The 23,698-nt window shown below is 70.9% G+C and carries 18 protein-coding genes and 1 pseudogene; 10 read left to right on the forward strand and 9 right to left on the reverse strand.

The window, feature by feature from the left end:
• Positions 1 to 293: 293 nt before the first annotated feature.
• Positions 294 to 1,376: an LPXTG cell wall anchor domain-containing protein gene (locus tag KUM39_RS13565; protein ID WP_217785849.1), complete on the reverse strand. Its 1,083-nt coding sequence runs from the start codon at positions 1,374 to 1,376 to the stop codon at positions 294 to 296.
• Positions 1,377 to 2,468: 1,092 nt separating this feature from the next.
• On the opposite strand from KUM39_RS13565, the gene KUM39_RS13575 reads away from it, so the two are divergent.
• Positions 2,469 to 2,645: a hypothetical protein gene (locus tag KUM39_RS13575; RefSeq protein WP_246620089.1), complete on the forward strand. Its 177-nt coding sequence runs from the start codon at positions 2,469 to 2,471 to the stop codon at positions 2,643 to 2,645.
• A 61-nt stretch (positions 2,646 to 2,706) separates the two neighbouring features.
• On the opposite strand, the gene KUM39_RS13580 is transcribed toward KUM39_RS13575, so the two are convergent.
• Complete coding sequence (locus tag KUM39_RS13580; protein WP_217785851.1) at positions 2,707 to 3,831, reverse strand: DUF6183 family protein; 1,125 nt, start codon at positions 3,829 to 3,831, stop codon at positions 2,707 to 2,709.
• Here KUM39_RS13580 and KUM39_RS13585 point away from each other — a divergent pair.
• Positions 3,739 to 4,686: a recombinase family protein gene (locus tag KUM39_RS13585; protein ID WP_246620090.1), complete on the forward strand. Its 948-nt coding sequence runs from the start codon at positions 3,739 to 3,741 to the stop codon at positions 4,684 to 4,686. The genes KUM39_RS13580 and KUM39_RS13585 overlap by 93 nt on opposite strands.
• Before the next feature lie 206 nt (positions 4,687 to 4,892).
• Here the strand turns inward: KUM39_RS13585 and KUM39_RS13590 are convergent, their stop codons facing one another.
• Complete coding sequence (locus tag KUM39_RS13590; protein WP_217785852.1) at positions 4,893 to 5,423, reverse strand: DUF3761 domain-containing protein; 531 nt, start codon at positions 5,421 to 5,423, stop codon at positions 4,893 to 4,895.
• 322 nt (positions 5,424 to 5,745) lie between these two features.
• Here KUM39_RS13590 and KUM39_RS13595 point away from each other — a divergent pair, with 322 nt between their 5' ends.
• Entirely contained in the window at positions 5,746 to 8,106 is a 2,361-nt protein-coding gene (locus KUM39_RS13595) for a GH92 family glycosyl hydrolase (protein ID WP_217785853.1), read from the forward strand.
• 145 nt (positions 8,107 to 8,251) lie between these two features.
• Here KUM39_RS13595 and KUM39_RS13600 read toward each other — a convergent pair whose 3' ends face one another.
• Complete coding sequence (locus KUM39_RS13600; RefSeq protein ID WP_308288117.1) at positions 8,252 to 8,773, reverse strand: TspO/MBR family protein; 522 nt, start codon at positions 8,771 to 8,773, stop codon at positions 8,252 to 8,254.
• 167 nt (positions 8,774 to 8,940) lie between these two features.
• On the reverse strand, positions 8,941 to 9,447 hold the full coding sequence (locus KUM39_RS13605; protein ID WP_217785854.1) for a DoxX family protein: 507 nt from the start codon (positions 9,445 to 9,447) through the stop codon (positions 8,941 to 8,943).
• A gap of 511 nt (positions 9,448 to 9,958) precedes the next feature.
• On the opposite strand from KUM39_RS13605, the gene KUM39_RS13610 reads away from it, so the two are divergent.
• Positions 9,959 to 10,573, forward strand: a complete 615-nt coding sequence (locus KUM39_RS13610; RefSeq protein ID WP_217785855.1) for an STAS domain-containing protein — start codon at positions 9,959 to 9,961, stop codon at positions 10,571 to 10,573.
• A 129-nt stretch (positions 10,574 to 10,702) separates the two neighbouring features.
• Positions 10,703 to 12,076, forward strand: a complete 1,374-nt coding sequence (locus KUM39_RS13615) for a hypothetical protein (RefSeq protein ID WP_217785856.1) — start codon at positions 10,703 to 10,705, stop codon at positions 12,074 to 12,076.
• Between the two features lie 83 nt (positions 12,077 to 12,159).
• Here KUM39_RS13615 and KUM39_RS13620 read toward each other — a convergent pair whose 3' ends face one another.
• From KUM39_RS13620 to KUM39_RS13635, 4 genes and pseudogenes are all read right to left on the reverse strand, one after another.
• On the reverse strand, positions 12,160 to 13,194 hold the full coding sequence (locus KUM39_RS13620) for an iron-siderophore ABC transporter substrate-binding protein (protein ID WP_217785857.1): 1,035 nt from the start codon (positions 13,192 to 13,194) through the stop codon (positions 12,160 to 12,162).
• Between the two features lie 33 nt (positions 13,195 to 13,227).
• The gene (locus KUM39_RS13625; RefSeq protein ID WP_217785858.1) at positions 13,228 to 14,169 is read right to left on the reverse strand and encodes an ABC transporter ATP-binding protein; all 942 of its coding nucleotides are present in this window, start codon (positions 14,167 to 14,169) and stop codon (positions 13,228 to 13,230) included.
• A 269-nt stretch (positions 14,170 to 14,438) separates the two neighbouring features.
• Entirely contained in the window at positions 14,439 to 15,539 is a 1,101-nt protein-coding gene (locus tag KUM39_RS13630; protein WP_372455753.1) for a FecCD family ABC transporter permease, read from the reverse strand.
• Positions 15,536 to 16,623: pseudogene (locus KUM39_RS13635) on the reverse strand (FecCD family ABC transporter permease). Before KUM39_RS13635 ends, KUM39_RS13630 begins: the two are co-directional and overlap by 4 nt.
• Before the next feature lie 222 nt (positions 16,624 to 16,845).
• Between KUM39_RS13635 and KUM39_RS13640 the strand changes: the two are divergent.
• The 5 genes from KUM39_RS13640 to KUM39_RS13660 all read left to right on the forward strand — a co-directional run bounded on the left by KUM39_RS13640 (position 16,846) and on the right by KUM39_RS13660 (position 23,679).
• On the forward strand, positions 16,846 to 17,430 hold the full coding sequence (locus KUM39_RS13640) for an MSMEG_1061 family FMN-dependent PPOX-type flavoprotein (RefSeq protein WP_217785859.1): 585 nt from the start codon (positions 16,846 to 16,848) through the stop codon (positions 17,428 to 17,430).
• Positions 17,431 to 17,679: 249 nt separating this feature from the next.
• Positions 17,680 to 18,585, forward strand: a complete 906-nt coding sequence (locus KUM39_RS13645) for a carbohydrate ABC transporter permease (RefSeq protein WP_217785860.1) — start codon at positions 17,680 to 17,682, stop codon at positions 18,583 to 18,585.
• A gap of 96 nt (positions 18,586 to 18,681) precedes the next feature.
• Positions 18,682 to 19,632: a carbohydrate ABC transporter permease gene (locus tag KUM39_RS13650; protein WP_217785861.1), complete on the forward strand. Its 951-nt coding sequence runs from the start codon at positions 18,682 to 18,684 to the stop codon at positions 19,630 to 19,632.
• 61 nt (positions 19,633 to 19,693) lie between these two features.
• Positions 19,694 to 21,076: an ABC transporter substrate-binding protein gene (locus KUM39_RS13655; protein WP_217785862.1), complete on the forward strand. Its 1,383-nt coding sequence runs from the start codon at positions 19,694 to 19,696 to the stop codon at positions 21,074 to 21,076.
• A 149-nt stretch (positions 21,077 to 21,225) separates the two neighbouring features.
• Positions 21,226 to 23,679, forward strand: coding sequence for a glycoside hydrolase family 2 protein (locus KUM39_RS13660; protein ID WP_217785863.1), 2,454 nt, complete (start codon positions 21,226 to 21,228; stop codon positions 23,677 to 23,679).
• The last annotated feature ends 19 nt before the right edge of the window (positions 23,680 to 23,698 follow it).

Below are 23,698 nucleotides of genomic sequence, written 5' to 3' on the forward strand. Positions count from 1 at the left end.
GACCAACGCCTCCCGCTGCACCAGCCGCGACGAGCCGAGGTATTCGCTGCGCTCGCTCGCCGTGTACGCCGACTTCGTGCGGCACGTCCACCTCGTGACCGCCAGGTCGGTTCCGATCACTTCTTCCACGGCGACGACATCGCGCGCGTCCCGCGCGCGTGTGCCGCCGCCCCGTACGGGTCCCGCGCCGACACCGCCGCGTACCGGCCATGCGCCGCCATCGCCCCGTACGAACACGGAGCGGGCCGCACCCCTGGGTCGGGGGTGCGGCCCGCTTGGGGTCAACCGGTCGGTCAGACGGCCGTGTTGGTGCCGCTGGTCTTGCGGCGGCGGACGATGAAGACCGCGCCGACGCCGAGGGCGACGGCGGCGCCGCCCGCGAGGGCGAGGGTGGGGAGGGCGGAGCTGGAGCCGGTGGAGGCGAGGGTGCCCTGGGGGTCGATCTGGGTGTTGCCGGTGGGCTTCTTGGTGGGCAGCGGCTTGCGGCCGCCCTGGGGCTTGGCGTCACCGGGGTGACCGGGCTGCGAACCGGCGGCGAGGATGTTGAACTCGTAGTAGCTCTCGTCGTCGGCGTAGACGCAGTTGCCCTTGTCGTCGGCGTACATGCCGATGCTGATGGCGAAGCCCTGGCCGGCCGGGGCCTTGCTGTCCACGGCGAGGCGCAGGTCGATGGAGAAGGACTCGTGGGCCTGGACGTCGGTGTAGCCGAGGTAACCGGCGCCCTCGTCGTTCTCGTCGAGGGAGATGTTGACCCAGCGGCCCGACTCGGGGTCCTTGTACTGAAGGGTGAGGTGGCTGGTGTCGGCGTCGAGGTCGTCGTGGTTGACCTGGGCCGCGAAGACACCGAGGTCCACACGCTTGTAGCTGTTCTCGCCGGTGTTCTTCACGTTCAGCTCGAACCCGTGGAAGCCGCTGCCCGCGACGATCTTCGAGGGCAGCCCGGAGATGCCGGTGCGCAGGTGCTCGTCCACCGAGGGCTCGCGGCTGTCGTCGCACTCCGGGAGCCCGGACGGGGACACGGAGGCCGAGGGGGACGCCGAGGTCGAGGCCGACGCGCTGGGCTCGTCCGACGCCGACGCCGACGCCGACGTGGAGGCGGTGCTGGTGGCGCTCTCCGACGCGGTGTCGTCGGCCGGGGTGGTCTCGGAGGCGGACGTCTCCGTCGTGGCCTCGGTGGTCTGCTCGCCGGTCGGGGTCGTGTCCTCCGTGCCGGGCGCCGTGGTGTCGGTCCCCTCGGTCTCCCCGTCGGTGGGAGTGGTGTCGGTGACGGCGGTGCTCTGGCCGTCCGCCGCGAAGGCGGCCGGGACGGACAGGAACATGGCCGGGGCGACGGCGGCCGTCGCGGCGGCCAGCGCGAGGGAACGGCGAATCTTCATGAAGGAAACCTCAAATGGCGGGACGTCAGCGATGAGTACGCAAAGGAGACCGACAGGTCCCGCAAAGAGTTGCCCATGAGCTTACATTTCCTTCACGTGATCTACGTCATATCCGAACGTCGGTGGAATCGGGACGATTCGGGCCTTGTCCGGGGCAACTCGCTTGCCCGGCAAGCGTGTTGAGCGTCTCCCGTTGACGGGTGCGTGCACTCGGGAGGCGCGTCGAGCGCTCAGGGTGCCGCTACGCGGGACGCCGTTTCTCGCAACAGCGCTTCGTGGCGGTCGTGTTCGGTCGTCGGCTCGTCGGCGGAGGCCGTGCGGACGCCAGCGGCCGGGACCAAGTCGTGCCGGGCGTATGTCGCCCAGCGGGTGAAGGTACCGGCGGAGGACTGGGCATCCTACGACTGGCAGGGTCGGGCGGTCACCCGTCACCGGGCGGAGATCCGCACGGCGTTCGGCTTTCGGGAGTCCGCCGAGGAGGACCAGGAGAGCTGGCGGAGTGGCTGACGACGGAGCTGTGCCCGGTGGAACTGTCCCGGATCGCCTGGCCGAGGCGGTGGTGGCCCGGTGCCGCAACGATCACATCGAACCGCCAGCCCCGGCGAGGGTCCGGCGCCTTGTGGGCAAGGCGATGAAGGACTTCGACACCCGGTTCTGTCGGACAACCGTGGATCGGCTGTCGCACATGACCCGCTCGGGGCTGGAGGACCTGGTCGCCAACGGCGAGCCGGGCGAGGGAGCGGTTGCGGGCGGTGGCCGGTCGTTCTTCAGCGAGCTGAAGACAGACCCCGGGGCGCGGGGCCTGGAGAGCCTGTTGGCGAAGGTCAACAAGCTGGAGCGGGTGCGGACGCTGGACCTGCCAGCGGACCTGTTCGGTGACGTGTCGGAGAAGATGGTGGACGCCTGGCGGGCGAGGGCGTCCAAGGAGTACCCGGCGAACCTGGCGCGGATGAAGCCGCCGATGCGCCTGACACTGCTGGCGACGCTGTGCCACGTGCGGCATGCCCGCGCTGCACCGGGCCGCTGTTGTGTACCGGCCACGACTTCGCGACACCCCGACGCAGCAATCGGAGGGCATGGTCGGTCGTCGCCGTGGTCCTCAACTCCGGGCTGCGCTACGAGGGCTTCGAGCCATGCGGTTGCGGGCGGGACCCGAAGTTCCGCCCCCGTACCCGTGCCCAGCTTCACGCCCGCCGCAGGGTCGCCGCTCGCACCGGCGCCCCGCTCGCCAAGCTGCTCGGCCAGGCTGACCCGCTGGAGACGCGCTGATCCCGGCAGGGTACGCGCAGTTCACATTGCCCGACTCCTCGACGCACGAACAGATGCCGACTCAGTCGGTGTCGGTCGCAGCGAGCACGGCCAGGCGCCGTCGACCTGGGGAGAGCGCGGCCAGACCAATGTCCCAGGCCACCTGCTCGAACCATTTGGTGTCGGCGCCGAAGCCGTGCCAGACGCAGTCCAGTACGTGTGCCTCGACCTCAGCAGCGCTGGTTCCTTCTGGGCTTCCGGCCAGCGCGGCCAGGGACTGCCAGGCCGCCAGACGGCCGTAGGCACCGTAGGAGCCCGAGTTGTACGCCCCTCCCGTTGACGCCGCAGCGAAGAGCACCCGCCATGCCTGGGCCGGCGGACGGACAGCAACTGACAGAGGGGTCTTCTTCCCCGCCCCGTGCAGACACTCCAGCCCCAGTGCCAGGAGCACGGCCGGGACGGACTCGACGTCCAGGGGTTCGGCGAGGTCGAACGCGCGCGCCTCGATGCGTCCGTTGGACTCCTTGGCCCAGTTCGCCACGGCCGTGCCCATCGCGGTGGCGGTGGCCGGGGTGGTCGTCTCCTCCGTCGCCGGCACACGCGCGTCGGTGTCCACCACCAGTTCGCGACTCTCCAATGGTCCGTACGGCATCGCGTGGCTACTGCCGCGGACGCTGTAGCTCGGCAGATCCGCGCCCTCCTCCAAACCGGACCGCATCAGGGGCAGCCAGCCCAGCGGGTGATGACTCCAATGCGGCGACGTCGCCCACCCAGCGATCCCCGGCACCTCCCCGACGACCACACCCCTGAGAACCAGCTCATGGACCAGACAGGCCCGAAGCTCCTCCGAAGCCCGGCCGGTGAACGCCGCAGCCAGGTCCGCCGCCTCATGGCTGGAAGCCAGCAACGAGGCCGTGTAGCGATCCAGCTTCCTGCCGGTGACCTCAGCAGAGGAGACCAGCCGCAGCGCCTGGGTGACATTGTCGGGGCCAGCGGTGGTGGCCAACAGCCGAAGCAGATGGTCGAAGACACTTCGGTACTGCCGCATCTGCCCCCCGGTGCCGTACGTCCTGGCGAGAGCGATGCCAAGGTCAGCAGCAAAGGCAGCATCCCCTTGCGCTACCCGGCCATCGGCCACCGCCCACACGCTGGTGACATCCGCAAGCTCCGGCAACCCCCTCACGATCTTCTGTATCTGATCAGCCACGCCCCGACCCTACGCCCCGACCACCCATCCAGAAGGTCGCCCGGCTCGCCAAGCTGCTGCGGGTGCCGACCCCGGCCGACCGCGGCCCTGGCCAGCCCTGGCGGCCCGGCACCCCGCCGCCGGCCGCGCCCGAGACGGACCTCCCCCGGCGCCGACATCCGCATCGGGTACGCGAGGTGCAGCCACCTCACCCAGGAGCTTCAGTCACAGACGGACGCGCTCAGCGCGCACGGCATTCCCCGCGACAAGATTTTCTCGGAGAAGATCGGCAGCCGGGTCCGGGTCCGCCCGCAGTTCGAGGCCGCGCTCACCCTGGCCCGCGAGATCAAGGCCCACGCCCCGCACTGCCGCGTGCTGTTCACCGTGTACGAGATGAAGCGCCTCGGCCGGGACGCCGCCGAGCTCACCGCGCTGGCCGACCACCTCACCGCCCACGGCCTGGTGCTGGAGATGCTGGCCGGCCCGTTGCCCGGCATCTACGACCCGTCCGGTCCCGGGCGGATGCTGTTCGGGTTCTTTGCCGCGATGGCCGAGACCGAGCGCGAAAGCATCCGCGAAGCCACCCTCGAAGGACTCGACGCCGCCTCGCGCAAGGGCAAGCACGGCGGCCGACCCCCCGTCATCACCGACGACATGCTGCACACCGTGCTGCGGCGCCGGGCAGCAGGCGAGTCCGTCGAGCAAATCCGCCCCGACCTGATCATCCCCACCGGCAAACGCAAGGGCCAGAACCCCGGTCTGGCCAGCATCTACCGAGCGCTGGCCGAGCACGGGAAGGCCCAGGCGTACCCCGAAGCCGTCGCCCAGGCCCACGCCGACTTCGTCATCCTCACCCAGCCCCATCAACAGAAGTGACGGTAAGTCACTCTCTGGTACTTGTCGGGTGGCGGCAGCTATACGAGAACATGGTCGAATCAACGGGGTTGCGTGGAGCAGCGGTTGGGGCTCGGGCCTTCGGCTCTCCGCTCCGCCGGACGACCGAAGACCTCGCGCCCCGGCGTACGTGCCAGGGGGCGAGGTCTTCGGTCACGTGCCGGGGCGTCGGCCACCGGTATACCGGCCTACCGGTAGAAGATCTTCACGCCGCCGTGGTGCGAGCAGGCGCCCTGGTGGTGGGCGGCGTACGAGTACGTGCCGTCGTTGCACAGGGCCGTCGCGCCGCCGCCCGCCGAGGTGGAACCACCCGAGGAGCTGGAGCCGCCCGACGACGAGCCGCCGGAGGTCGAGCCGCCGCTCGTCCCCGAGCCGCCGGCCGGAGCGTGCGCGGTGACGGTCACCCTGACCTTGACCTTGACCGTCTTGGTGACGGTCGGCGCGGGCTCGGGCTCCGCGGTCTCCGTCGCCGTGGCCGTGGCCGTCGCGGTGACCGTGGCCGTGGCCGTGGGCCGCACCTTCTCGCTGGCCACGGTCTTCGTCGCGTCCGACTTCTGGCCGTCGGCACCGGCGCTGCCGACACCGATGACGAACGCGAGGCCCAGGGCGGGCAGGACGAAGCGCTTGCGGGCCCACCTGGGCGCGGGCCGGACGGACGGCGGTCCGGGCGGCGGCGGGAAGGGCGGCTGGAACGGCGGCTGCGGCTGGCGGTTGCTCACGGGACTCCCCCTGTGTACGTACGTGCGGGGTGAACCTACCTGGACCAGCCCGATGATGTGAGGAACTGGTGAAGATGGTGACGGAGTTGTGACATCGCCGCCCCAACTGCCCCTGCCCACCTGACTGGACGCGCGGGGCGCGGCCCCTCGGGGCACGTCACCGAACCGGTCCGCCCTCGCCCCGTAAATCCCTTTATCCTTCGCCAGTTAATGCGAATTCACCTCAAAGTCGGCCGCCCGCAAAGGCATTGACTATTCACCCCGCAAAGAGAAAAGATCGAGCGCTTCGATGTAGACAACGTTGTCACACGGAAGGAACGCGATGCGAGTGTCGAAACGGGTGTTCGCCGGGGTGCTGGTGGCGGCCTCGGTGGTGGCCGGGTCGTTGACGGGCGGGGTGGCGAACGCGCAGGGATCGGGGGCGCGGTTCGCCGGTGATCCGACGTCGCTGGTGGACACCTCGATCGGGAACAACGGGGACGGGACGACGTTTCCCGGTGCCGCTGTGCCGTTCGGGATGGTGCAGCTCAGTCCCGATACGCAGTTGAACAAGTACGCCTCGTACGACTACGCGCAGAACAAGATCCTCGGCTTCAGCCACACGCATCTGTCGGGTGTGGGCTGTCAGACGATGGGCAACTTCCGGTTTATGCCGACGACGGGGGCGGTCACCTCCTCCGACCCGGCGAGTTACGGCGCGACGTTCAGCCACGCCAACGAGACGCGGGCGCCCGGCTATTACGGGGTGAAGCTGGACGACGGCATTCGGGCCGAGCTGACGGCGACGCAGCGCACCGGGCAGCACCGTTACACGTACCCGGCCGGGTCGGTTACGGAGAACGTGCTGATCGAGGCCGGGGAGAGCAACGGCAGTACGTACGCGGGCGATGTGCACGTGGTCGGGAACGACACCGTGGAGGGCTGGCTGCAGGGCGGCAACTTCTGCGGGGAGACCGGCAAGGAGCGCTACCGGGTCTTCTTCAGCGCGAAGTTCAGCCGTACGTTCTCGACCTTCGGCACTTGGAGCGACGACACGCTCACGCCGGGGCAGCGGGACGCCTCGCGGGGTACGAAACGGGCCGGTGCCTGGGTGTCGTTCGACCCGGCGAGGGGGCGGCAGGTCGGCGCTTCGGTCGGGCTCTCGTACACCTCGATCGACGGCGCGCGGCTCAACCGCCGTGCGGAGCAGCCGGGTTCCTTCGACCGGGCGCGGGACACGGCACACCGGACGTGGCGGGACGAGCTGAACCGGATGCGGGTCGCGGGTGGCAGCACCGCCGACCAGCGGACGTACTACAGCGCGCTGTACCACTCGCTGCTGCATCCGTCGCTCGGTTCCGACGTGGACAACAGCTACCGGGGCTTCGACGATCGGGTGCATCGCGCGGACTCGCCGTACTACCAGATGTTCTCGCTGTGGGACACCTACCGTTCGCAGAACCAGCTGGTGGCGCTGCTGAATCCGGACAGGGCCGCCGACATGGCGAGGTCGCTGCTGCATGTGTACCAGGACGGCGGCTGGCTGCCGCGCTGGGCGCTCGGCAACGGCGAGACCAACGTGATGAGTGGTGACCCGGTCACGCCGTGGATCGTGGACCTTTACAACCGGCATCTGCTGGACGACCGTACGGCGCGCGGGCTGTTCGACGCGCTGTGGAGGAACGCGAACGAGGTACCGGCCGACCAGTCCGTCTTCCGTGGGCGGGACGGGAATCCGTCGTACCTGAAGAACGGCTGGGTGGCCTACCAGAATCTGCCGGGCTACAAGTACGGCGACAGTCGGCAGGCGGGGTCGGCCACGCTGGAGTACGCGCTCGCGGACTGCGCGCTGGCGACGATGGCGGACGGGCTCGGGCACCGGGACAAGGGTGCTCAACTCGCGGCGCGCTGCGACAACTTCGCCAAGCTGTGGGAGCCGGGCGTCAGTTCGCACGGGTTCACCGGTTTCCCCGTCGCCCGGAACGCGGACGGCAGTGTCGCCGGGACCTCCGACCCGACGCAGGCGGCGCCGTTCCACGAGGGCACGGCGTGGCAGTACCAGTGGCTGGCGCAGCAGGACCCACAGGGGCTGTTCGCGCTGATGGGCGGCGCGGACAAGGCGGAGCAGCGGCTCGACACGTTCTTCGACATGCCGACGCTGCTGGCCGATCCGGCGAAGGCTGCCTCGGAGTCGTGGGTGAACGGCGCCTACGACTACCACGACAACTACGCCTTCAACCCGAACAACGAGCCTGATTTCCACGCCCCTTGGATGTACGCGTGGACCGGTGCGCCGTGGAAGTCCTCGGCCGTGCTGCGCGCCCTGCGCACGCTGTTCACCGACGACGTGTACGGCATGCCGGGCAACGACGATCTCGGGGCGACCTCGTCGCTGCTGGTGTTCGCCATGACCGGTGTCTTCGAGGCGCAGCCGGGTTCGGCGGCGTACGTGGTCACCTCCCCCATGTTCGAGAAGGTGGAGATCCGGCCGGAGCACGGGCGGACGGTGCGGATCGAGGCGCCGGGCGCGGACGCGTCCACGTTGCAGTACGTGTCCTCGGTGCGGACCGACAAGGGGGCGCTGAACCGGAGCTGGCTGTCGCACGACGAGCTGCTGCGGGCGGGCACGATCAAGGTCACGTTGGCTGATCGGCCCACGAGTTGGGGAGTGAACGCGGGGCCGCCCGCGTTGGGCCACCGCTGATTTCCTGACTGCCGTTTCCGCCGCGCCCCCCTCGTGCCGCGCCCCCTGCCGCCGCGCGTCGCGGGGGGGGCGCGGCACGAGGTGCAACCGGGGGGGGGACAGGTGCGGGCCACGATTCACCGGGCGGTGGGCGGGCGTGCGTCGGTCAGTGGCCGGGGCTGCCGCCGGGTGTCCGGTTGCGGCGGACCAGGGACAGGTTCAGCGCCGTGGCGAAGAGGCACCAGGCGGCGTACGGGGTCAGGGACGCCGCTGCCGTACGGTCCACCGCTGCCGTACGGCGGATCAGGTGGGCGTTGGCCAAGTCGAGCAGGACGGTCCCGGCGAGGCCCGCGCGGGGGTTTCTGCGGGCGAAGAAGAGGTGGTTCCAACCCGCGTTCAGGGCGAGATCGGCGGCCAGCGCGCCGATGAGGCGGGCCCGGTCACGGCCGCGGGCCCGGCCGAGGGCACGCCCCGCCGACCAGGCGATCGTGCCGTAGAGCGGGGTCCACACCGCGCCGAACGCCCAGGGCGGGGGCTGCCACGGTGGTTTGCGCAGCGCCCGGTACCAGTCGCTGTCCGCTTCGACGGCACGGGCGCCCGCCACGGCGGTGGCGGTCACTGCCGCGGCGGCGCACACGGTCCATACGGCGGTGCCGGGGCGGGAGGAGTCCTCGTTCACGTGGGTCACGCGGCTACGGGTACCCGGCCGGGGCGGGGCGAGTCGCCCCCCGTGTGTGCGGCCCACATGTGTGCGGCTCCCATGTGCGCAGCCCCTATGTGTACGGCTCACGTATGTGCGCCTCACCTGTGTGCGCCGCGCACATGTCGGTGCCAGGCGAGCAGGGCGGGGCGGGTTCAGGTCGTACTGGAGCGCCGGTCCCGGCCGGTGTCCGCTTCCGCGTCGGCGTCCGCGTCGGCACGCCGGCGTTCCGCGATCAGGTGGTCCACGGAGAAGGCGCCGGGGCCGATGAAGGCCAGCAGCAGGAAGATCCAGCAGAAGAGCACTGCCGTCTCTCCGCCGTTCTGCAGGGGCCACAGGCCGCCCGACTGGTGCGCGGAGAAGTAGGCGTAGGCCATCTCTCCGGAGAGGAGGAGGGCCGCGAGGCGGGTGCCGAGGCCGATCATGACGAGGACGCCGAGGACGACTTCGAGAAGGCCCGCGTACCAGAGCGGCCAGGCGCCCACCGGGACGGTGCCACCGCTGCCGTTCGTGCCGCCGAAGATGCCGAAGAGCTTGGCGAGGCCGTGGCAGAGGAAGAGCAGCGCCACGATGACACGGAACGCGGCGATCACGTAGGGCTGGGCGGCGTGGGCGCGCGCCGCGAGGGCGGTGCTGGTGGAGTGGACGGGACGGGCAGGCATGAGCACGGATTCCTTCCTGGCACGGGCGGGGACCGCGGGGCCGGTGTCCGCGTGGCGTCGTTTCCTCCAGCGTCTCTCCGTCGGCGCTCCGGAGCACGGGGGCCTTTGGTGAGGGGCGCCGGGGCGTGCTGGAAGGGGGCGCGGGACGGCTGAGGATGTTGGCCGGGGGGGGGCTGGGCTCCGGTTGGGGAGGCTGGGGAGCAGCCGTGGGTTGGGGAGGCCGGGGGCGGTCGGCCGTGGGTGCGGGCCGGGGCGACGCGCCGGGCGCACTCGGGGTGTGAAACGTGTTGACGTGTGCCCATTACAACCGATTCGACTGCGGGAAACACGTCCCGCGCCGTCGGGAACCCCGTTGACATGCGCGAAGCCCGAGGCGACGCGGAGCAACGATCTTCAGCCACATCACCGATTTCTGGCCATGCGCATATGCCAATGGCATCGGCTGAATTTCCGGGGGTGAATCGCTTCCGGGAGCGCGCTGTGGACTCAAGGTGTCGCTAGCGTGACGGAAATGGACAAGGAACCGGCATCTGCCGCCACACATCTACGACTTGAGGTCCTGGCCCGCGAACTGGAGCTGCGGAGCCTGGTGAAGAAGCTGGGCCTGGGTGGCCAGTTCGAGGCGCGCTGCAGTGTGCAGGAGGCGGCGGATCTGCTGCTGGACGCCGGGCGCGCACTGGCGGTGGAGGCGTCCGCGCAGGCGGCGGCGGTCGCGGTGCCGTCCCGCGTCCCCACGGCCCGGACCCGCAGTACGAGCGGCTCCGTCGTGCAGCCCATCGGCCCGGCCGCCGAACGCCCCGCCCCGCAGACCCTGGTCCTCTGCCTCACCGGTGACCTGGACCCGGCGAGCGCCGGGGCCTTCGCGCACGACGTGGACCGTCACCTCAGACGCTCGGCCGCCGCCGGTCAGCGCCTCGTCCTGGACCTGAGCGACCTGACCCTCCTCAGCGAGGCCGCACTGGACGTCCTCGACACCCGCACCCGCCACCTCGCCCTCTCCCCCGTCCTCGTCGTCAGTCCCTCCCCCGAGATCCACCGCCTCTTCGCCCACACCCCCCGCCCCGGCCTCCGCCTCCACCCCACCCTGAACGAGGCCCTGGCATCCCTGCCGGACGAGACCCGCTGAGCCCAGCGCGTCGCCTGGGCCGTCGTGTCCCAACTGGCTTGCGCCCTTGCGTACTTGCGTGATCCTCCCGCCGTGCTCGTACCTTCGCCGCGTTCACGCAAGCACCGACGCGAGCCGTGGGGGGACTCATTGAAGCCTGCCAAGAAGGTCCTGCTGGACCTGGTGAAGTCGTCGAACATCTCCGTGCGTTCGGGCGACGAGTTGATCGGAAGGGTCAACGCGGCCGTCGCCGCCGACAACAAGGCGAGGGAGGAGAAGAAGGACGAACTCCTCCGCCGCAAACCGGAACTCACCGCGATCCCCCGCACGGAGCTGGCCGCGCATCTGGAGGTCAACCTCTGGGACGTACTGCACACGCTGGGCCGGGCGACGGCGCTCTCGGGACGGGGTGCGGGGCGCGGGCTGGCCGAGCACTGGGGAGCGCTGAAGTACAACCAGGCTCTCGCCGGTGGACCCGGTGGTTTCCTCGGGCTGACCGACGAAGGCCGTCAGATCGCGGAGCAGTACAAGAACCTGCAGTCCGGCGAGCTGGGTACCGGTTTCGCTCTCACGCTCGCCGAGCACCTGCTGCGCCGACGGTTCCCGGAGCACTCGGTGACGATCGTCCCCGCCGACACGGCGCTGCGCGCGGGGTGGGCTCTCACCAGCAGGGACAAGGGCAGCAAGGTGGGATACCGCTATCGTCCGCAGTATTTCGCGGAGGTGTGGCGCCCCGGAGAGCCGTCCCTCGTCGTTCCCGTCGCGTGCAAGGGAAATCACGGTAACGCCGCTGCCTCAGCGGTGCAGTTGGCGTCCGCGTCGGTCCACGCCGAAGCGGTGCACGTGGGCGCGTGGAACGAGACTCCCGCTCTGCTGTTCAGCACGGAGCTGCCGACCGAGGGGACCGTGGCGGTGCACGCGTTGCAGGCGCGGGGCCGGGGCGGTTGGCTGACCGGCGGAGGACAGGGCCCGGGAGCGAATCACGATGCGGAGCCGGTCCAGATGAACCTCATGCCGGGCATCCAGCCGCCGCCCGGTGACGGTACGACACCCGAGCCGGTGCCCGGCTGCCAGGTGCGGCCGGAGGAGCAGGCATGGTTCCAGCAGACGCTCGGGCACACGGCGGCGGCCGGGCTGATGGCGTTCACCGGGTCCGGCAGGGCGACCGGCCGCCACCTGACCGAACGCCAGGGAAGCAGGCGCTTCGACGGCTTCGAGCACGCCGCCAGCGGAAGCGTCCAGGACATCGGTCACGAGCTGCTCGGTGAGTCGTACGCGGGTACCGATCATGTCTTCCGGCTGAACGGACCCCGTGTCGAGGCGTTCTCGGGAGTGGAGACGGAACTGTTCCGGGTGCTCCGGGCGGGCGGAGTGGAGAGGTACCAGGCCATCGTGCACGCGACCCGGCACACTCGCCCCCGGTTGGCCTGGGACGAGACGTGGGGCGGGCCGGTCTCCGTGCATGCCGACGGCTCCGTGCTGGCGATCAGGCTCCTGGCGGGCAGCCGCCGACAGCGCGGCTGAACTTCTCCTCCGGCAGCACGGCCGTGTGCCGGACGTTCGCTCGTCCGGCACACGGCATGACAACAACTCCCCTTCGCCAGGGCCTACTTCATGGCCGCTGCGAAGAGTGGGACCACCTTGTCGATCGCGTAGGAGACGGACAGGACGGAGTTCATGGCGAAGGCCTGGCTGAGGGCGGGGGCGGCGAAGACCACGGAGTGGCCCTGCTTGACGGCGGGGAGGGACTGGTAGAGGGGGTCGCCGGTGATCCGGGGGGCCTTGATGCCGATGGGGGCCATGACGACGAGGTCGGCGTTCAGCATCTGGAGGTTCTCCTCCGAGACGGGGACGGAGAAGCCGGCGCCCGCCTTGGCGTCCACCTTGGGGTTGTTGACGAAGCCGAGCTGCTGGGCGAAGTTCACCCGGTCGGTGCCCTTGACGTAGGCGCCCCAGCCGCTGGAGGTGCGGGAGCCGACGGTGATCGTCCTGTTCTTGAACTCGGGGTGCGCCTTGGCGGCCTCGTCGAACTTGCGCTGGTTGGCGGCGATCAGCTCCTTGCCCTTGGCGGCGAGGCCGAGCGCCTGGGAGATCATCGTGGTCTGCCGCTGCCACGAGATCTTGTACTGGTCACCGCCCTTGGGCACGTCGATGGTGGGCGCGATCTTGCTGAGGGTGTCGTAACGCGTCTGGTCGCCGCTGGACTTGACGTCCAGGATGAGGTCGGGCTTGAGCGCGGCGATCTTCTCGTACTGCGGCTCCAGGGTGCCGATGATCTCGGGCTTCCTGGTGTAGAGGCCCTTGCCCCAGGGGCCGACGCCGTCGCCGCCGAAGGCGAGCCAGTCGCTGGCGCCGACCGGCTGCACACCGAGGGCGAGCGCGGTCTCGGCGTCGCCCCAGCCCAGCGCGACGATCCGCTGGGGCCGCGAAGGCACGGTGACCGTACCGAACTTGGTGGCCACCTTCGCCGGGAAGGCACCGGCGGACGCGGCGGACGGCGAACTTCCCTTGGGGGCGGACGACTTGGACGCGGAGTCGTCGGACGTGCCGCACGCGGCGAGCAGCGGACCCAGCAGGGTGACGGCCAGCGCCGAGGTCCAAAGGGGCACTCTGCGGCGGGACTTGGGGGAGGTCGAGGACATGGGGAACTCTTTTCGTGCGTGCGTGAACGCGGTTCAGTGGTGGGCAGTGCCGGTGGCGTCGTGGGCTGCGCCCGTGACGTCGGCGGCTGTGCCCGGAACGTGGTGGCGGCCGAGGGGCACCACCATCGGGGTCTGCGAGGCGGGGTCCGGGATCACCGTCGAGCGCAGTCCGAAGATCTCGTGGACCAGGGACTCCGTGACGATCTCGGACGGCGCGCCCTCGGCGAGGATGCGGCCGTCCTTCATGGCGATCAGATGGTCCGCGTACCGGCAGGCCAGGTTGAGGTCGTGCAGGACCACGGCGAGGGTGACGCCGCGCTCCCGGTTGAGGTCGGTCAGCAGGTCCAGTACGTCGAGTTGGTGGCTGATGTCGAGGTAGGTCGTCGGCTCGTCCAGCAGCAGGATCTCCGTCTCCTGCGCCAGCGCCACCGCGATCCACACCCGCTGCCGCTGCCCGCCGGACAGTTCGTCCACGGAGCGGTCCGTGAGGTCGAGCACGTCGGTGGCGAGCATGGCCGCGGTGACGGCCTCGCTGTCGGCGGTGGTCCAGCGCCGGAAGAAGCCCTGCCGGGGGTGGCGGCCCCGGCCGACGAGGTCGGCCACCGTGATCGACTCCGGCGCCACCGGCGTCTGCGGCAGCACCCCGAGCGTGGCGGCCACCTGGCGGGTCGGCGTGGCGTGGATGTCGCGGCCGTCCAGCAGGACGGTGCCCGCCGTCGGGTTCAGCAGCCGGGCCAGGGCGCGCAGTAGCGTGGACTTGCCGCACGCGTTCGGGCCGACGATCACCGTGAACCGGCCGGGCGGCAGGTCCACGTCGAGGTCCTGGACGATCCGCCGCTCGCCGTAGCCGAGGCCGAGGCCGCGCGCCCCGAGGGTGTGCTCGGTCGTCGGCGTGGCCTCCGTACCCGTACTCCCGGTCGGCACCTTCGTCACCGTCTTCTCCTTGCCGGATTCGGCACTCGTGGGGGTGGGCATGGGCGTGGGCGTGGGCCGGGTCCTGGTGGTCGGGGCATCGGCACCCGCCAGGGCACCGGCACCCGCCGAGGTACCGACACCCGCCGGGGCACCCACACCCGCCGGGGCGCCCACACCCACCGACGTACCGGCACCCGCCAGGGCATCCCCACCCGCCGAGGCATCGCCATCGGCCGGAGCGAGGTCGTCAACGGGGCTGGCATGACCCGTCGTGGCGCGGGCGGAGTGCGGAGTCGTACCGCGCGGCGGTGTGGAGGGGTCGGGCACCGTCAGCCTCCCCGTCCCGCGCGGTTGGTGCGGGAGAGCAGCCACAGCAGGTAGGGCGCCCCGACGACGCTGGTGACCACGCCCACCGGGAGCTGGGTGCCCGGAAGGATGTGCTGGGCGGTGAAGTCGGCCAGGCAGGTCAGGGCGGCGCCGGTGAGGGCGGAGGGGAGCAGGGCGGCGCCGTGCCCGGGCAGCAGGCGGCGGGCGACGGGCGGGCAGACGAAGGCGACGAAGCCGATGGGCCCGGCGGCGGCCGTCGCCACGCCGACCAGCGCGGTCGCGCAGGCGAGGAGCGCGAGCCGACCGCGTTCGACCCGGACGCCGAGCCCCCCGGCCGCCTCGTCCCCGAGCTGGAGCGCGGGCAGACCGCGCGAGGCGAGCAGCGTGAGCGGCACCAGCAGTGCCACGCAGCCCAGCAGCGGCCAGAGCTGGTTCCAGGAGCGGCCGCCGTTGAGGCTGCCGGTCAGCCACAGGAACGCGTTCTGCGCCTCGGTGACATCGGCGCGGGTCATCAGATACGACCGCACGCTGACCAGCCCCGTGCCGACCCCGACGCCGATGAGCACGAACCGTCCGCCGCTCACCCCGCCGCGCCACGCGAGCAGATAGGTGAGGGTGCCCGCGACGAGCGCGCCGACCAGCGCGCCCCCGGACAGCGCGAGTCCGCTCAGCCCGAACAGCATCGACGCGAGCACCGCCGTCGTACTGGCGCCGGAGCTGACGCCGATGATGTCCGGACTGGCCAGCGGGTTGCGCAGCAGCGCCTGGAACACGGCGCCGGAGAGCCCGAAGCAGCAGCCGACGGCCAGGGCCAACAGGCCGCGTGGCTCCCGCAATTCATGCACGATGAACCGGCTTCCGGGGTCACCGCCGCCGGTGAGCACCGCCCACACGTCGGTCGGTGGGACGTAGATGTCGCCCACCGCGAGCGACAGCGTCAGCGCCGCCGCGGCGACCAGCGCCAGCGCGGCGCAGACGAGCGCGAAGCGGGTACGGCGGCGCCGGTGCAGCCGGTTGACGCGGGCCACGGCGTCCACGGGGGCGGACGCGGCGCGGTCGAGGAGGGAAGTGGGCGTCCCGGTACGGGTGTTGGTGCCGCTCACAGCTCTCCCCGCCCCCTGCGCCGTACGAGCACGATGAACGGCACGCAGCCGATGGCGGCCGTCACCACGCCCACCTGGACCTCACCGGGGCGGGCGACGACACGGCCGACGATGTCCGCGACGAGCAGCAGGACCGGCGCGGCGAGCGCGCTGTAGGGCAGCAGCCAGCGGTGGTCGGGGCCGGTGAAGACGCGGACCGCGTGCGGTACGGCGAGGCCGACGAAGCCGATGGGTCCGGCGATGGCGGTTGCCGCTCCGCACAGCAGGACCACGCTGACCGCGCCGAGCAGCCGTACGGTGCCGACCCGGTGGCCGAGACCGCGCGCGAGGTCGTCGCCGAGGGCGAGGCCGTTGAGGCGGGGGCCGAGGCTCAGGGCGAGCAGGCTTCCGGCGACGACGAACGGCAGCGCCTGCGCGAGCACGTCGTAGCCGCGTCCGTCCAGCGCGCCGACCTGCCAGAACCGGAACTGGTCGTAGGTCTGGCTGTCGGTCAGCAGCATGACGTTGGTGAGGGAGACGAGCAGCGCGCTGGCCGCCGCTCCGGCGAGTGCGAGCTTGACCGGGGTGGCGCCCTCGCGGCCGAGGCCGGCGATGCCGTAGACGACGACGGCGGCGAGGCAGGCGCCGAGGAAGCCGAACCAGATGTACTGCTGGGGCTCGGTCAGGGAGAGCACGCTGATGGCGAGGACGACGGCGACACCGGCGCCCGCGTTGAGCCGAGCAGGCCGGGGTCGGCCAGCGGGTTGCGGGTGACGCCCTGCATGACGGCGCCCGCGAGGCCGAGCGCGGTACCGGCCAGCAGTCCGGCGAGGGTGCGCGGGACGCGTACCTGGTGGACGACGAGCTGGCCGCGTACGGAGAGGTCGGGGTCGAGGACGCCGTGCAGTACGTCGTGCGCGGAGACCTGGCCGGAGCCGATGGCCAGGCTGAGCACGGTGACGCCCAGCAGCAGGAGCAGCATGACGACCAGTCCGGCGCTGAGCGCCCCGCCGTGGCGGCGGTGCGCGGGGGCGGCGTCGGCGTGGTCGTGCTCGCCGTGCGGGGTGTGTCCGGCCGGACGGGGGACGCCGGTGAGTGCCTTCATCCCGGACATCCGGTGCGCCGGGGGCGCGGCTCGGAACGGGGGACGGAGTGGGGCTCATCGCGGGGTCCTCGGGGTGCGCGGCGGCAGCCGTACTCATGCGGAGCGGGTGCGTCCGACTTAGGTAAGGTAAACCTAACATCACACTGGATGCGGCTCGCAAGCACGGAGGGACGGACCAACACCCCCCGCTGAACGGCCCGCTACGACCTCTGGAGCCCCGGCTTGCCGTACGCGACCACCGCACCCGCGCAACCGTCCGCCACCGCAGCCGAGTTCGGCTCCGCCCTGCCGGACGGGTGCGTGGAGCTGCGCTCGCCGTCCGCGCTGCGGGAGTTGCTGGGCGAGCCGATGCCGCTGGTCATCGACAAGGTGCACGACCGGCTGACCCACGACGACCGGGCGATCCTGGCCCGTTCGCCCTTCTGCGCGCTGGCCACCTCGGACGCGTACGGCAACTGCGACGTCTCCCCGCGCGGTGACGGCCCCGGCTTCACCCATGTCCTGGACGACCGCACCCTCGCCCTCCCGGACCGCCCCGGCAACCGGCGGGCCGACAGCTTCCACAACGTCCTCGCCAACCCGCACGCGGGACTGCTCTACCTGATTCCGGGCGACACGAAGGTGCTCCGCGTCAACGGCCGGGCCCGTCTCCTCACCGACGCGCCCTTCTTCGACGCGATGGAACAGCACGGCCGCCGCCCGGCCCTGGCCCTGCTCCTCCACATCGACGAGATCTACCTCCACTGCCCGGCGTCCCTGAAGCGGTCGGGGCTGTGGAGCCCGGAGAGCTGGGAGCGGGCACGGTAGAGGCGGAGCCGTCCGTCGCCGCACCCGGCCCGCGGTCGTGCCCGGCGGTTGTGCCCCGTGTTTCGCCGTCCACCCCGGCCGGGTTAATTCATAAATTATGTTTCCGAGTCTTGTTTCCGGCCATCACCCTCCCTAGGGTCGTCGTGCTCCTGACAGCGGGCGGTGCGCCCCTGGGCCCGGTGTGTGTGCCGGGAGGGTCCGCCGCGCCGTGTTCCAGGTCAGGGCGTCTCCTGAGCGAATGGAGTCAACATGGCTACGGCACCGGGGGCGTTGGGATCGTCGGCGCCCCGGCGCGGGGACGGACGACTGGCGTGGCTGCTGATCGCACCGGCGGTCGCCGGGTTCCTGGTCTTCTTCGCCTGGCCCACCGTCCGAGGCGTGTACTACAGCTTCACGTCGTTCCGCATCCTCACCCCGCCCCGCTGGACCGGACTCGCCAACTGGCGGGAGCTGTCCGGTGATTCGGTGTTCTGGCACTCGCTGCTGGTCACCGTGTACTTCGTGGCGCTCTCCGTGGTGGTCGGAGTGCTGCTCTCCCTGCTCATCGCGGTGGTCCTGCACCGGCTGACCCGCTCCACCGTGGTCCGGGGCCTGATCATCCTGCCGTTCCTGATCTCCGGTGTGGTCGCGGCCCTCGTCTGGCAGTGGATGCTCGATCCCCAACTGGGCATCATCAGCCAACTCTTGGAGAGTCTCACCGGCGTGCGGCTGCTGTTCTTCGGGGACAGCGACTGGGCGATCCCCTCACTCGCCGCGGTGAGCGTGTGGAAGTCGATGGGATACAACGCGGTCCTGATCTTCGCGGGCCTCCAGACCATCCCGGCCTCCGTGTACGAGGCGGGGCGGCTCGACGGGGCGAGCGGGTTCCAGATGTTCCGGCGGCTGACCGTGCCGCTGCTCCGGCCGATCCTGGTGATGGTCGTCATCCTCACCGTCATCGGCTCGTTCCAGGTCTTCGACATCGTCTCGGTCACCACCCAGGGCGGCCCGGCGAACGCCTCCAACGTGCTCCAGATGTACATCTACGAAAAGGGCTTCGGGGAACTGGACTTCGGCTACGCCTCCACCATGTCGCTGGCCCTGTTCGTGCTGCTCATCGCCATCACCTTCACCCAGATGCGGCTCGCCCGCGCCAACGAGACCGACCTGAGCTGAGCCCCCGCAGCGCCGTAACCGCTCCGAGCCGATCGCCGCTCCGAGCCGATCCGCTCCGCTCCGCTCCGCTCCGCTCCGAGCCGAGGAGAGCCGCACATGACCGACCTCGCCACCGCAGGCCCACGCCCCGCGACGGGACGGGGCGGCCCGGCCACCGCCGCACGGACCCGCTCACGGGTCTCGCCGGGCCGGATCGCCGCGTGGGTGTTCATCGTCGTCGTCCTGATCGTGACGGTGTTCCCGTTCTACTGGATTCTGCGCACCGCGTTCTCCGACAACGTGGCGCTGCCCACCGATCCGTCGTCGCTGCTGCCCGTGGACTTCACCTGGGGAGCCTTCGAGCGCGCCCTCGGGCTCGCCTCCCGCGCCGAGGCGCAGGCACAGGGCGGTTCGGGCGCCGCCATCGACACCCCGCTCTTTCTGCGCAACTCCCTGATCTACGCGACCGTGCAGACCGCGCTCGTGGTGTTCTGCTCGGCGACGGCCGCGTACGCGTTCTCCCGGCTGCACTGGCGGGGCCGCAACACGGTGTTCAACATCCTGCTCGGCGCGCTGATGGTTCCGGCGATCCTCACCCTGCTGCCGAACTTCATCTTCGTCCGGGACATCCACCAGCTGAACTCGTTCACCGGTCTGATCCTGCCCGGCGCGTTCTTCTCCGCGTTCAACATCTTCTTCCTCCGGCAGTTCATGCTCGGGCTGAGCACCGAGGTGGAGGAGGCCGCGCTGATGGACGGCGCGGGCAAGCTGCGGATCTTCTTCACGATCACGCTGCCGATGACGTCCGCGCCGATCGCCACGCTGTCCCTGCTGACGTTCATCAACACCTGGAACGACTACTTCTGGCCGCTGCTCGTCACCAACGACGACCACGCCCGCCCGCTCACCCTGGCGCTCGGGGTGTTCAAGCAGTCCTCGCCGCAGGCCGCGCCGGACTGGGCGGGCCTGATGGCCGCGACGATGATCGCCGCCCTGCCGATGCTCGTGCTGTTCATGGTGTTCGGCCGCCGCATCGTCAACTCCATCGGCTTTACGGGGATCAAATGATTTGTTTCCAGCGGGAGTTGAGAACCGTCCGCGTCCGTACCGCACACTCCGGGGGACCACGATGAAGAGTTCGCGCACAGGACGCGTACGCCGGGCCGCCGCCCTCCTCGCCTCGCTCGAGCTGACCGCCGTACTCGGTGGCTGCGCCTCCGGCGACGGGGCGGGGTCGGGGCGGACCACCATCAACTGGTGGACCTGGGACGACAAGCAGGCCGTCGCCTACCAGAGTTGCGCGGACGCCTTCGAGAAGGCGCACCCCGGCATCCATGTGAGGATCACCCAGTACAACTCGGCCGACTACTTCACCAAGCTGCTCTCCGGCTTCGTCTCGGACACCGCGCCGGACGCCTTCATGAACAGTGTGCAGTACCTCCAGCAGTACGCCTCGCTGAAGCAACTCATGCCGCTCGACGGCCTGATGAAGAAGACGGGGTACGGCACGAAGCGGTTCTCCGTCGGCGTGGACGACTGGAAGTACACCGACGGCAAGCAGTACGGGCTGCCGATGGACTGGGCGTCCGCCGCGCTCTACTACAACACCGGCATGCTGAAGAAGGCCGGTTACAGCGCCGCCGACGTGGACCACCTGAAGTGGAACCCGGACGACGGCGGTTCGTTCGAGCGGATGGTCGCCCACCTCACCGTGGACCGGGACGGGGTCCGGGGCGACGAGAAGGGCTTCGACAAGCGGCATGTGAAGACGTACGGCATCAGCAGCATGGTGGCCGTCGGCAACGACTTCAACGGGCTCACCACCTGGCGGCCGTTGGCGTCGTCACTGGGCTGGCGCATCGGCAACAAGCCCAACTGGCCCACTGAGTTCCGCTACGACGATCCGCGCCTCGTGCGCACCTTCGACTATGTCCGGAAGCTGACCGACAAGGGGTTCGCGCCCGCGCCCGGCCAGTTCGCCTCCGCCGGAAACGCCCCGGACGGCGGGCAGTTGCTCGGCTCGGGCAAGGTGGCCATCTACTCGGGCGGTTCCTGGGAGGCGGCCACCCTGGCCAAGCTGCCGGGGCTCAAGGTCGGTACCGGGCCGCTGGTCGCCGGTCCCGACGGCACCCGCGCCACGGTCAGCAACGCCAACGGCAACACCATCTGGTCCGGCACCAGGCACCTGGACGAGACCTGGGCGTGGGTGTCGTACATGGGCTCCGCCGCGTGCCAGACGCCCGCCTCGCGCACCGGCACCTTCCTGCCGTCCATCCCGGCCGCGACGGACGCCTCGGTGAAGGCGATGGCCGCTCAGGGAGTTGACCTGCGCGTCTTCCTCCAGCAGAGCCGCACCCACCAGCTCCTGCCCAACTCCCCCTACGCCAACGGCACCGCGCTCCAGTCGGCCCTGCTGCCGCTGATGCAGCAGTTCTTCGCCCACCAGCGCAGCGCCAGCGTGTTCCCGCAGATGACCGAGGAGAGCCGCAAGCTGCTCAGGCCGACCGACTGAGCCCGACGCCACGGTCACCCACACGGCCGCACACCGACCCGGTGGCACCGCACCGGGTACCCGGCGCGCCCAGCACCGACCACAACCCAGGGACCATCCGTACCCCAGCACCGACCACACCCCAGGACCGACCACACCCAGGGATGAGCATGAACACCCCCACTCCCCCGCCCCGCACCCGCGAGGTCCTCCCGCTCACCGACGGCTGGACGCTGCGGCACGGCCCGGACGCGCTGCCCGCCCAGGTACCCGGCTGTGTGCACACCGACCTGCTGGCGGCGGGCCGCATCCCGGACCCGTTCCTCGGCCGCAACGAGCTGGACGTGCGGTGGGTCGGCGAGACCGACTGGCGGTACGACACGGTCGTGGACGCCCCCGACTCCGGGTACGAGCGGGCCGAGCTGGTCTTCGAGGGCCTGGACACGGTCGCGGAGGTCCTGCTGGACGGCAACGTCCTCGGCCGGACCGCCAACATGCACCGCACCTACCGGTTCGACGTGTCCGACCGGCTCGCCGCCGGTGGCAGCGCCCAGTTGTCGGTGCGCTTCACCGACGCGTACACCGCCGCGCGGCAGGCGCGCGAGCGGATGGGCGTGACCGCGGAGGCGTATCCGAATCCGGCGTCCATGATCCGCAAGATGGCCTGCTCGTTCGGGTGGGATTGGGGGCCGACACTGGCGACGGCCGGGATCTGGCGGCCGGTGAGCCTGGAGCGCTGGTCCACGGCCCGGCTCGGCCGGGTGCGCCCGCTGGTGACCGTGCACGGCACGACCGGCCGGGTCGAGGCACACCTCGATGTCGAGCGCACCGCGACGGGCGCCGGGCGGACCCTCACCGCCCAGCTGCGCGTCGGGGACCGGACGGTGACCGTGCCGTTCGACGGCGACGGCGCCACCATTACCGCCGAGGTCCCGGACGCCCGCCTGTGGTGGCCACGCGGCCACGGCCAACAGCCTTTGTACGACTGCGAGATCACCCTTTCCGACAGCGACGGCACGGTGCTGGACACCTGGTCGCGGCGCATCGGTTTCCGCACGGTCGTGCTCGACACCTCGCCCGACGAGCACGGCACCGGCTTCACGTTCGTCGTCAACGGCAGGCGGATCTTCGCGCGCGGTGTGAACTGGATTCCGGACGACGTGTTCCCGTCCCGCGTCACCCCGGAGCGCTACCGCAGGCGCCTGGAGCAGACCGCCGAGGCGGGCTGCGACATGGTCCGGGTGTGGGGCGGCGGCCTCTTCGAGAGCGACGACTTCTACGACGTCTGCGACGAACTCGGCCTCATGGTCTGGCAGGACTTCCTGTTCGCCTGCGCCCCCTACCCCGAGGGGCAGCCGCTGCGCTCCGAGGTGGAGGCGGAGGCCCGCGAGAACGTCGTACGCCTGATGCCGCACGCCAGCCTGGTGCTGTGGAACGGCAACAACGAGAACCTGTGGACGTATCTGCTGTGGAACTGGGAGGAGCAGCTGAGGGGTGAGTCGTGGGGCGAGGGCTACTACCTCGCGCTGCTGCCCCGCGTGGTCGCGGAGACCGATCCGACCCGGCCGTACTGGGCGGGCAGCCCCTGGTCGGGCTCGTGGGACCACCACCCGGACGACCCGGCGCACGGCTGCTTCCACTCCTGGGAGGTGTGGAACACCTCGGACTACACCGACTACCTGGACTCGGTACCGCGCTTCGTCGCGGAGTTCGGCTGGCAGGCACCGTGCGCCTGGGCGACGCTGCGCCGCGCGCTGCCGGGGGAGGAACTCCGGTCCGACGCACCGGGGTTCCGGCACCACCAGAAGGCCGACGACGGCACCGGCAAGCTGGAACGCGGGCTGGCCCGGCACTTCGCGGTGCCGGAGGACTTCGACACCTGGCACTACCTGACGCAGGTCAACCAGGTACGGGCGGTCGCCACCGGGGTCACGCACTGGCGCTCCCACTGGCCGGTGTGCGCGGGTGCGCTGGTCTGGCAGATCAACGACTGCTGGCCGGTGAGTTCCTGGGCCGCCGTGGACGGCGACGAACGCCGCAAACCGCTCTGGTACGCGTTGCGCGAGCTGTACGCCGACCGGCTGCTGACCGTCCAACTCCGTTCCGGTGAGCCCGCGTTGTGCGCCGTCAATCAGAGTGCCGAGCCGTGGCGGGCCCAGGTGCGGCTGCGTCGGCTGGACACCGGGGGCCGGGTGCTGGCCGAGCGGACTCTGACCCTGGACGCCGACCCGGACTCCGTCGCCACGGTGGCCGTACCGGAGGAGCTGCGGCCCGCCGAGGGTGCGCGGGACGAGTATCTGGTCGCGGACGTGGACGGGCTGCGGGCGGTGCACTTCCCGGTGCGGGACCTCGAATTCGCCTATCCGGAACCGGAGTTCGAGGTCTCGGTGCGGCAGGCCGAAGCGGGCGACGCCGAGCAGGCGGTCACCGTGACCGTCACCGCGCGCACCCTCCTGCGCGACCTGCTGCTCCAGGCCGACCGGCTCGCCCCGACCGCCGAGGCGGACCGGGGGCTGCTGACCCTGCTGCCCGGCGAGAGCGCGGCCATCCGGGTCACCGGCTGGGACGGCGCCGACGCGGAGGCGGCACGGGCGGCACTGTTCGTGGTGCGTACGGCGGCCTGAGCCACCGGGGTGCGGACGG

The sequence above is a fragment of the Streptomyces corallincola genome (assembly GCF_019104725.1).
Classification (GTDB): Bacteria; Actinomycetota; Actinomycetes; order Streptomycetales; family Streptomycetaceae; genus Streptomyces; species Streptomyces corallincola.

Excerpts from the sequence above, each read along its gene's own strand:
- KUM39_RS13565 (WP_217785849.1), bottom strand. The coding sequence starts at position 1,376 with ATGAAGATTCGCCGTTCCCTCGCGCTGGCCGCCGCGACGGCCGCCGTC.
- KUM39_RS13595 (WP_217785853.1), top strand. The coding sequence starts at position 5,746 with ATGCGAGTGTCGAAACGGGTGTTCGCCGGGGTGCTGGTGGCGGCCTCG.
- KUM39_RS13605 (WP_217785854.1), bottom strand. The coding sequence starts at position 9,447 with ATGCCTGCCCGTCCCGTCCACTCCACCAGCACCGCCCTCGCGGCGCGC.
- KUM39_RS13610 (WP_217785855.1), top strand. The coding sequence starts at position 9,959 with ATGGACAAGGAACCGGCATCTGCCGCCACACATCTACGACTTGAGGTC.
- KUM39_RS13620 (WP_217785857.1), bottom strand. The coding sequence starts at position 13,194 with ATGTCCTCGACCTCCCCCAAGTCCCGCCGCAGAGTGCCCCTTTGGACC.
- KUM39_RS13625 (WP_217785858.1), bottom strand. The coding sequence starts at position 14,169 with ATGCCCACCCCCACGAGTGCCGAATCCGGCAAGGAGAAGACGGTGACG.
- KUM39_RS13645 (WP_217785860.1), top strand. The coding sequence starts at position 17,680 with ATGGCTACGGCACCGGGGGCGTTGGGATCGTCGGCGCCCCGGCGCGGG.
- KUM39_RS13650 (WP_217785861.1), top strand. The coding sequence starts at position 18,682 with ATGACCGACCTCGCCACCGCAGGCCCACGCCCCGCGACGGGACGGGGC.
- KUM39_RS13655 (WP_217785862.1), top strand. The coding sequence starts at position 19,694 with ATGAAGAGTTCGCGCACAGGACGCGTACGCCGGGCCGCCGCCCTCCTC.
- KUM39_RS13660 (WP_217785863.1), top strand. The coding sequence starts at position 21,226 with ATGAACACCCCCACTCCCCCGCCCCGCACCCGCGAGGTCCTCCCGCTC.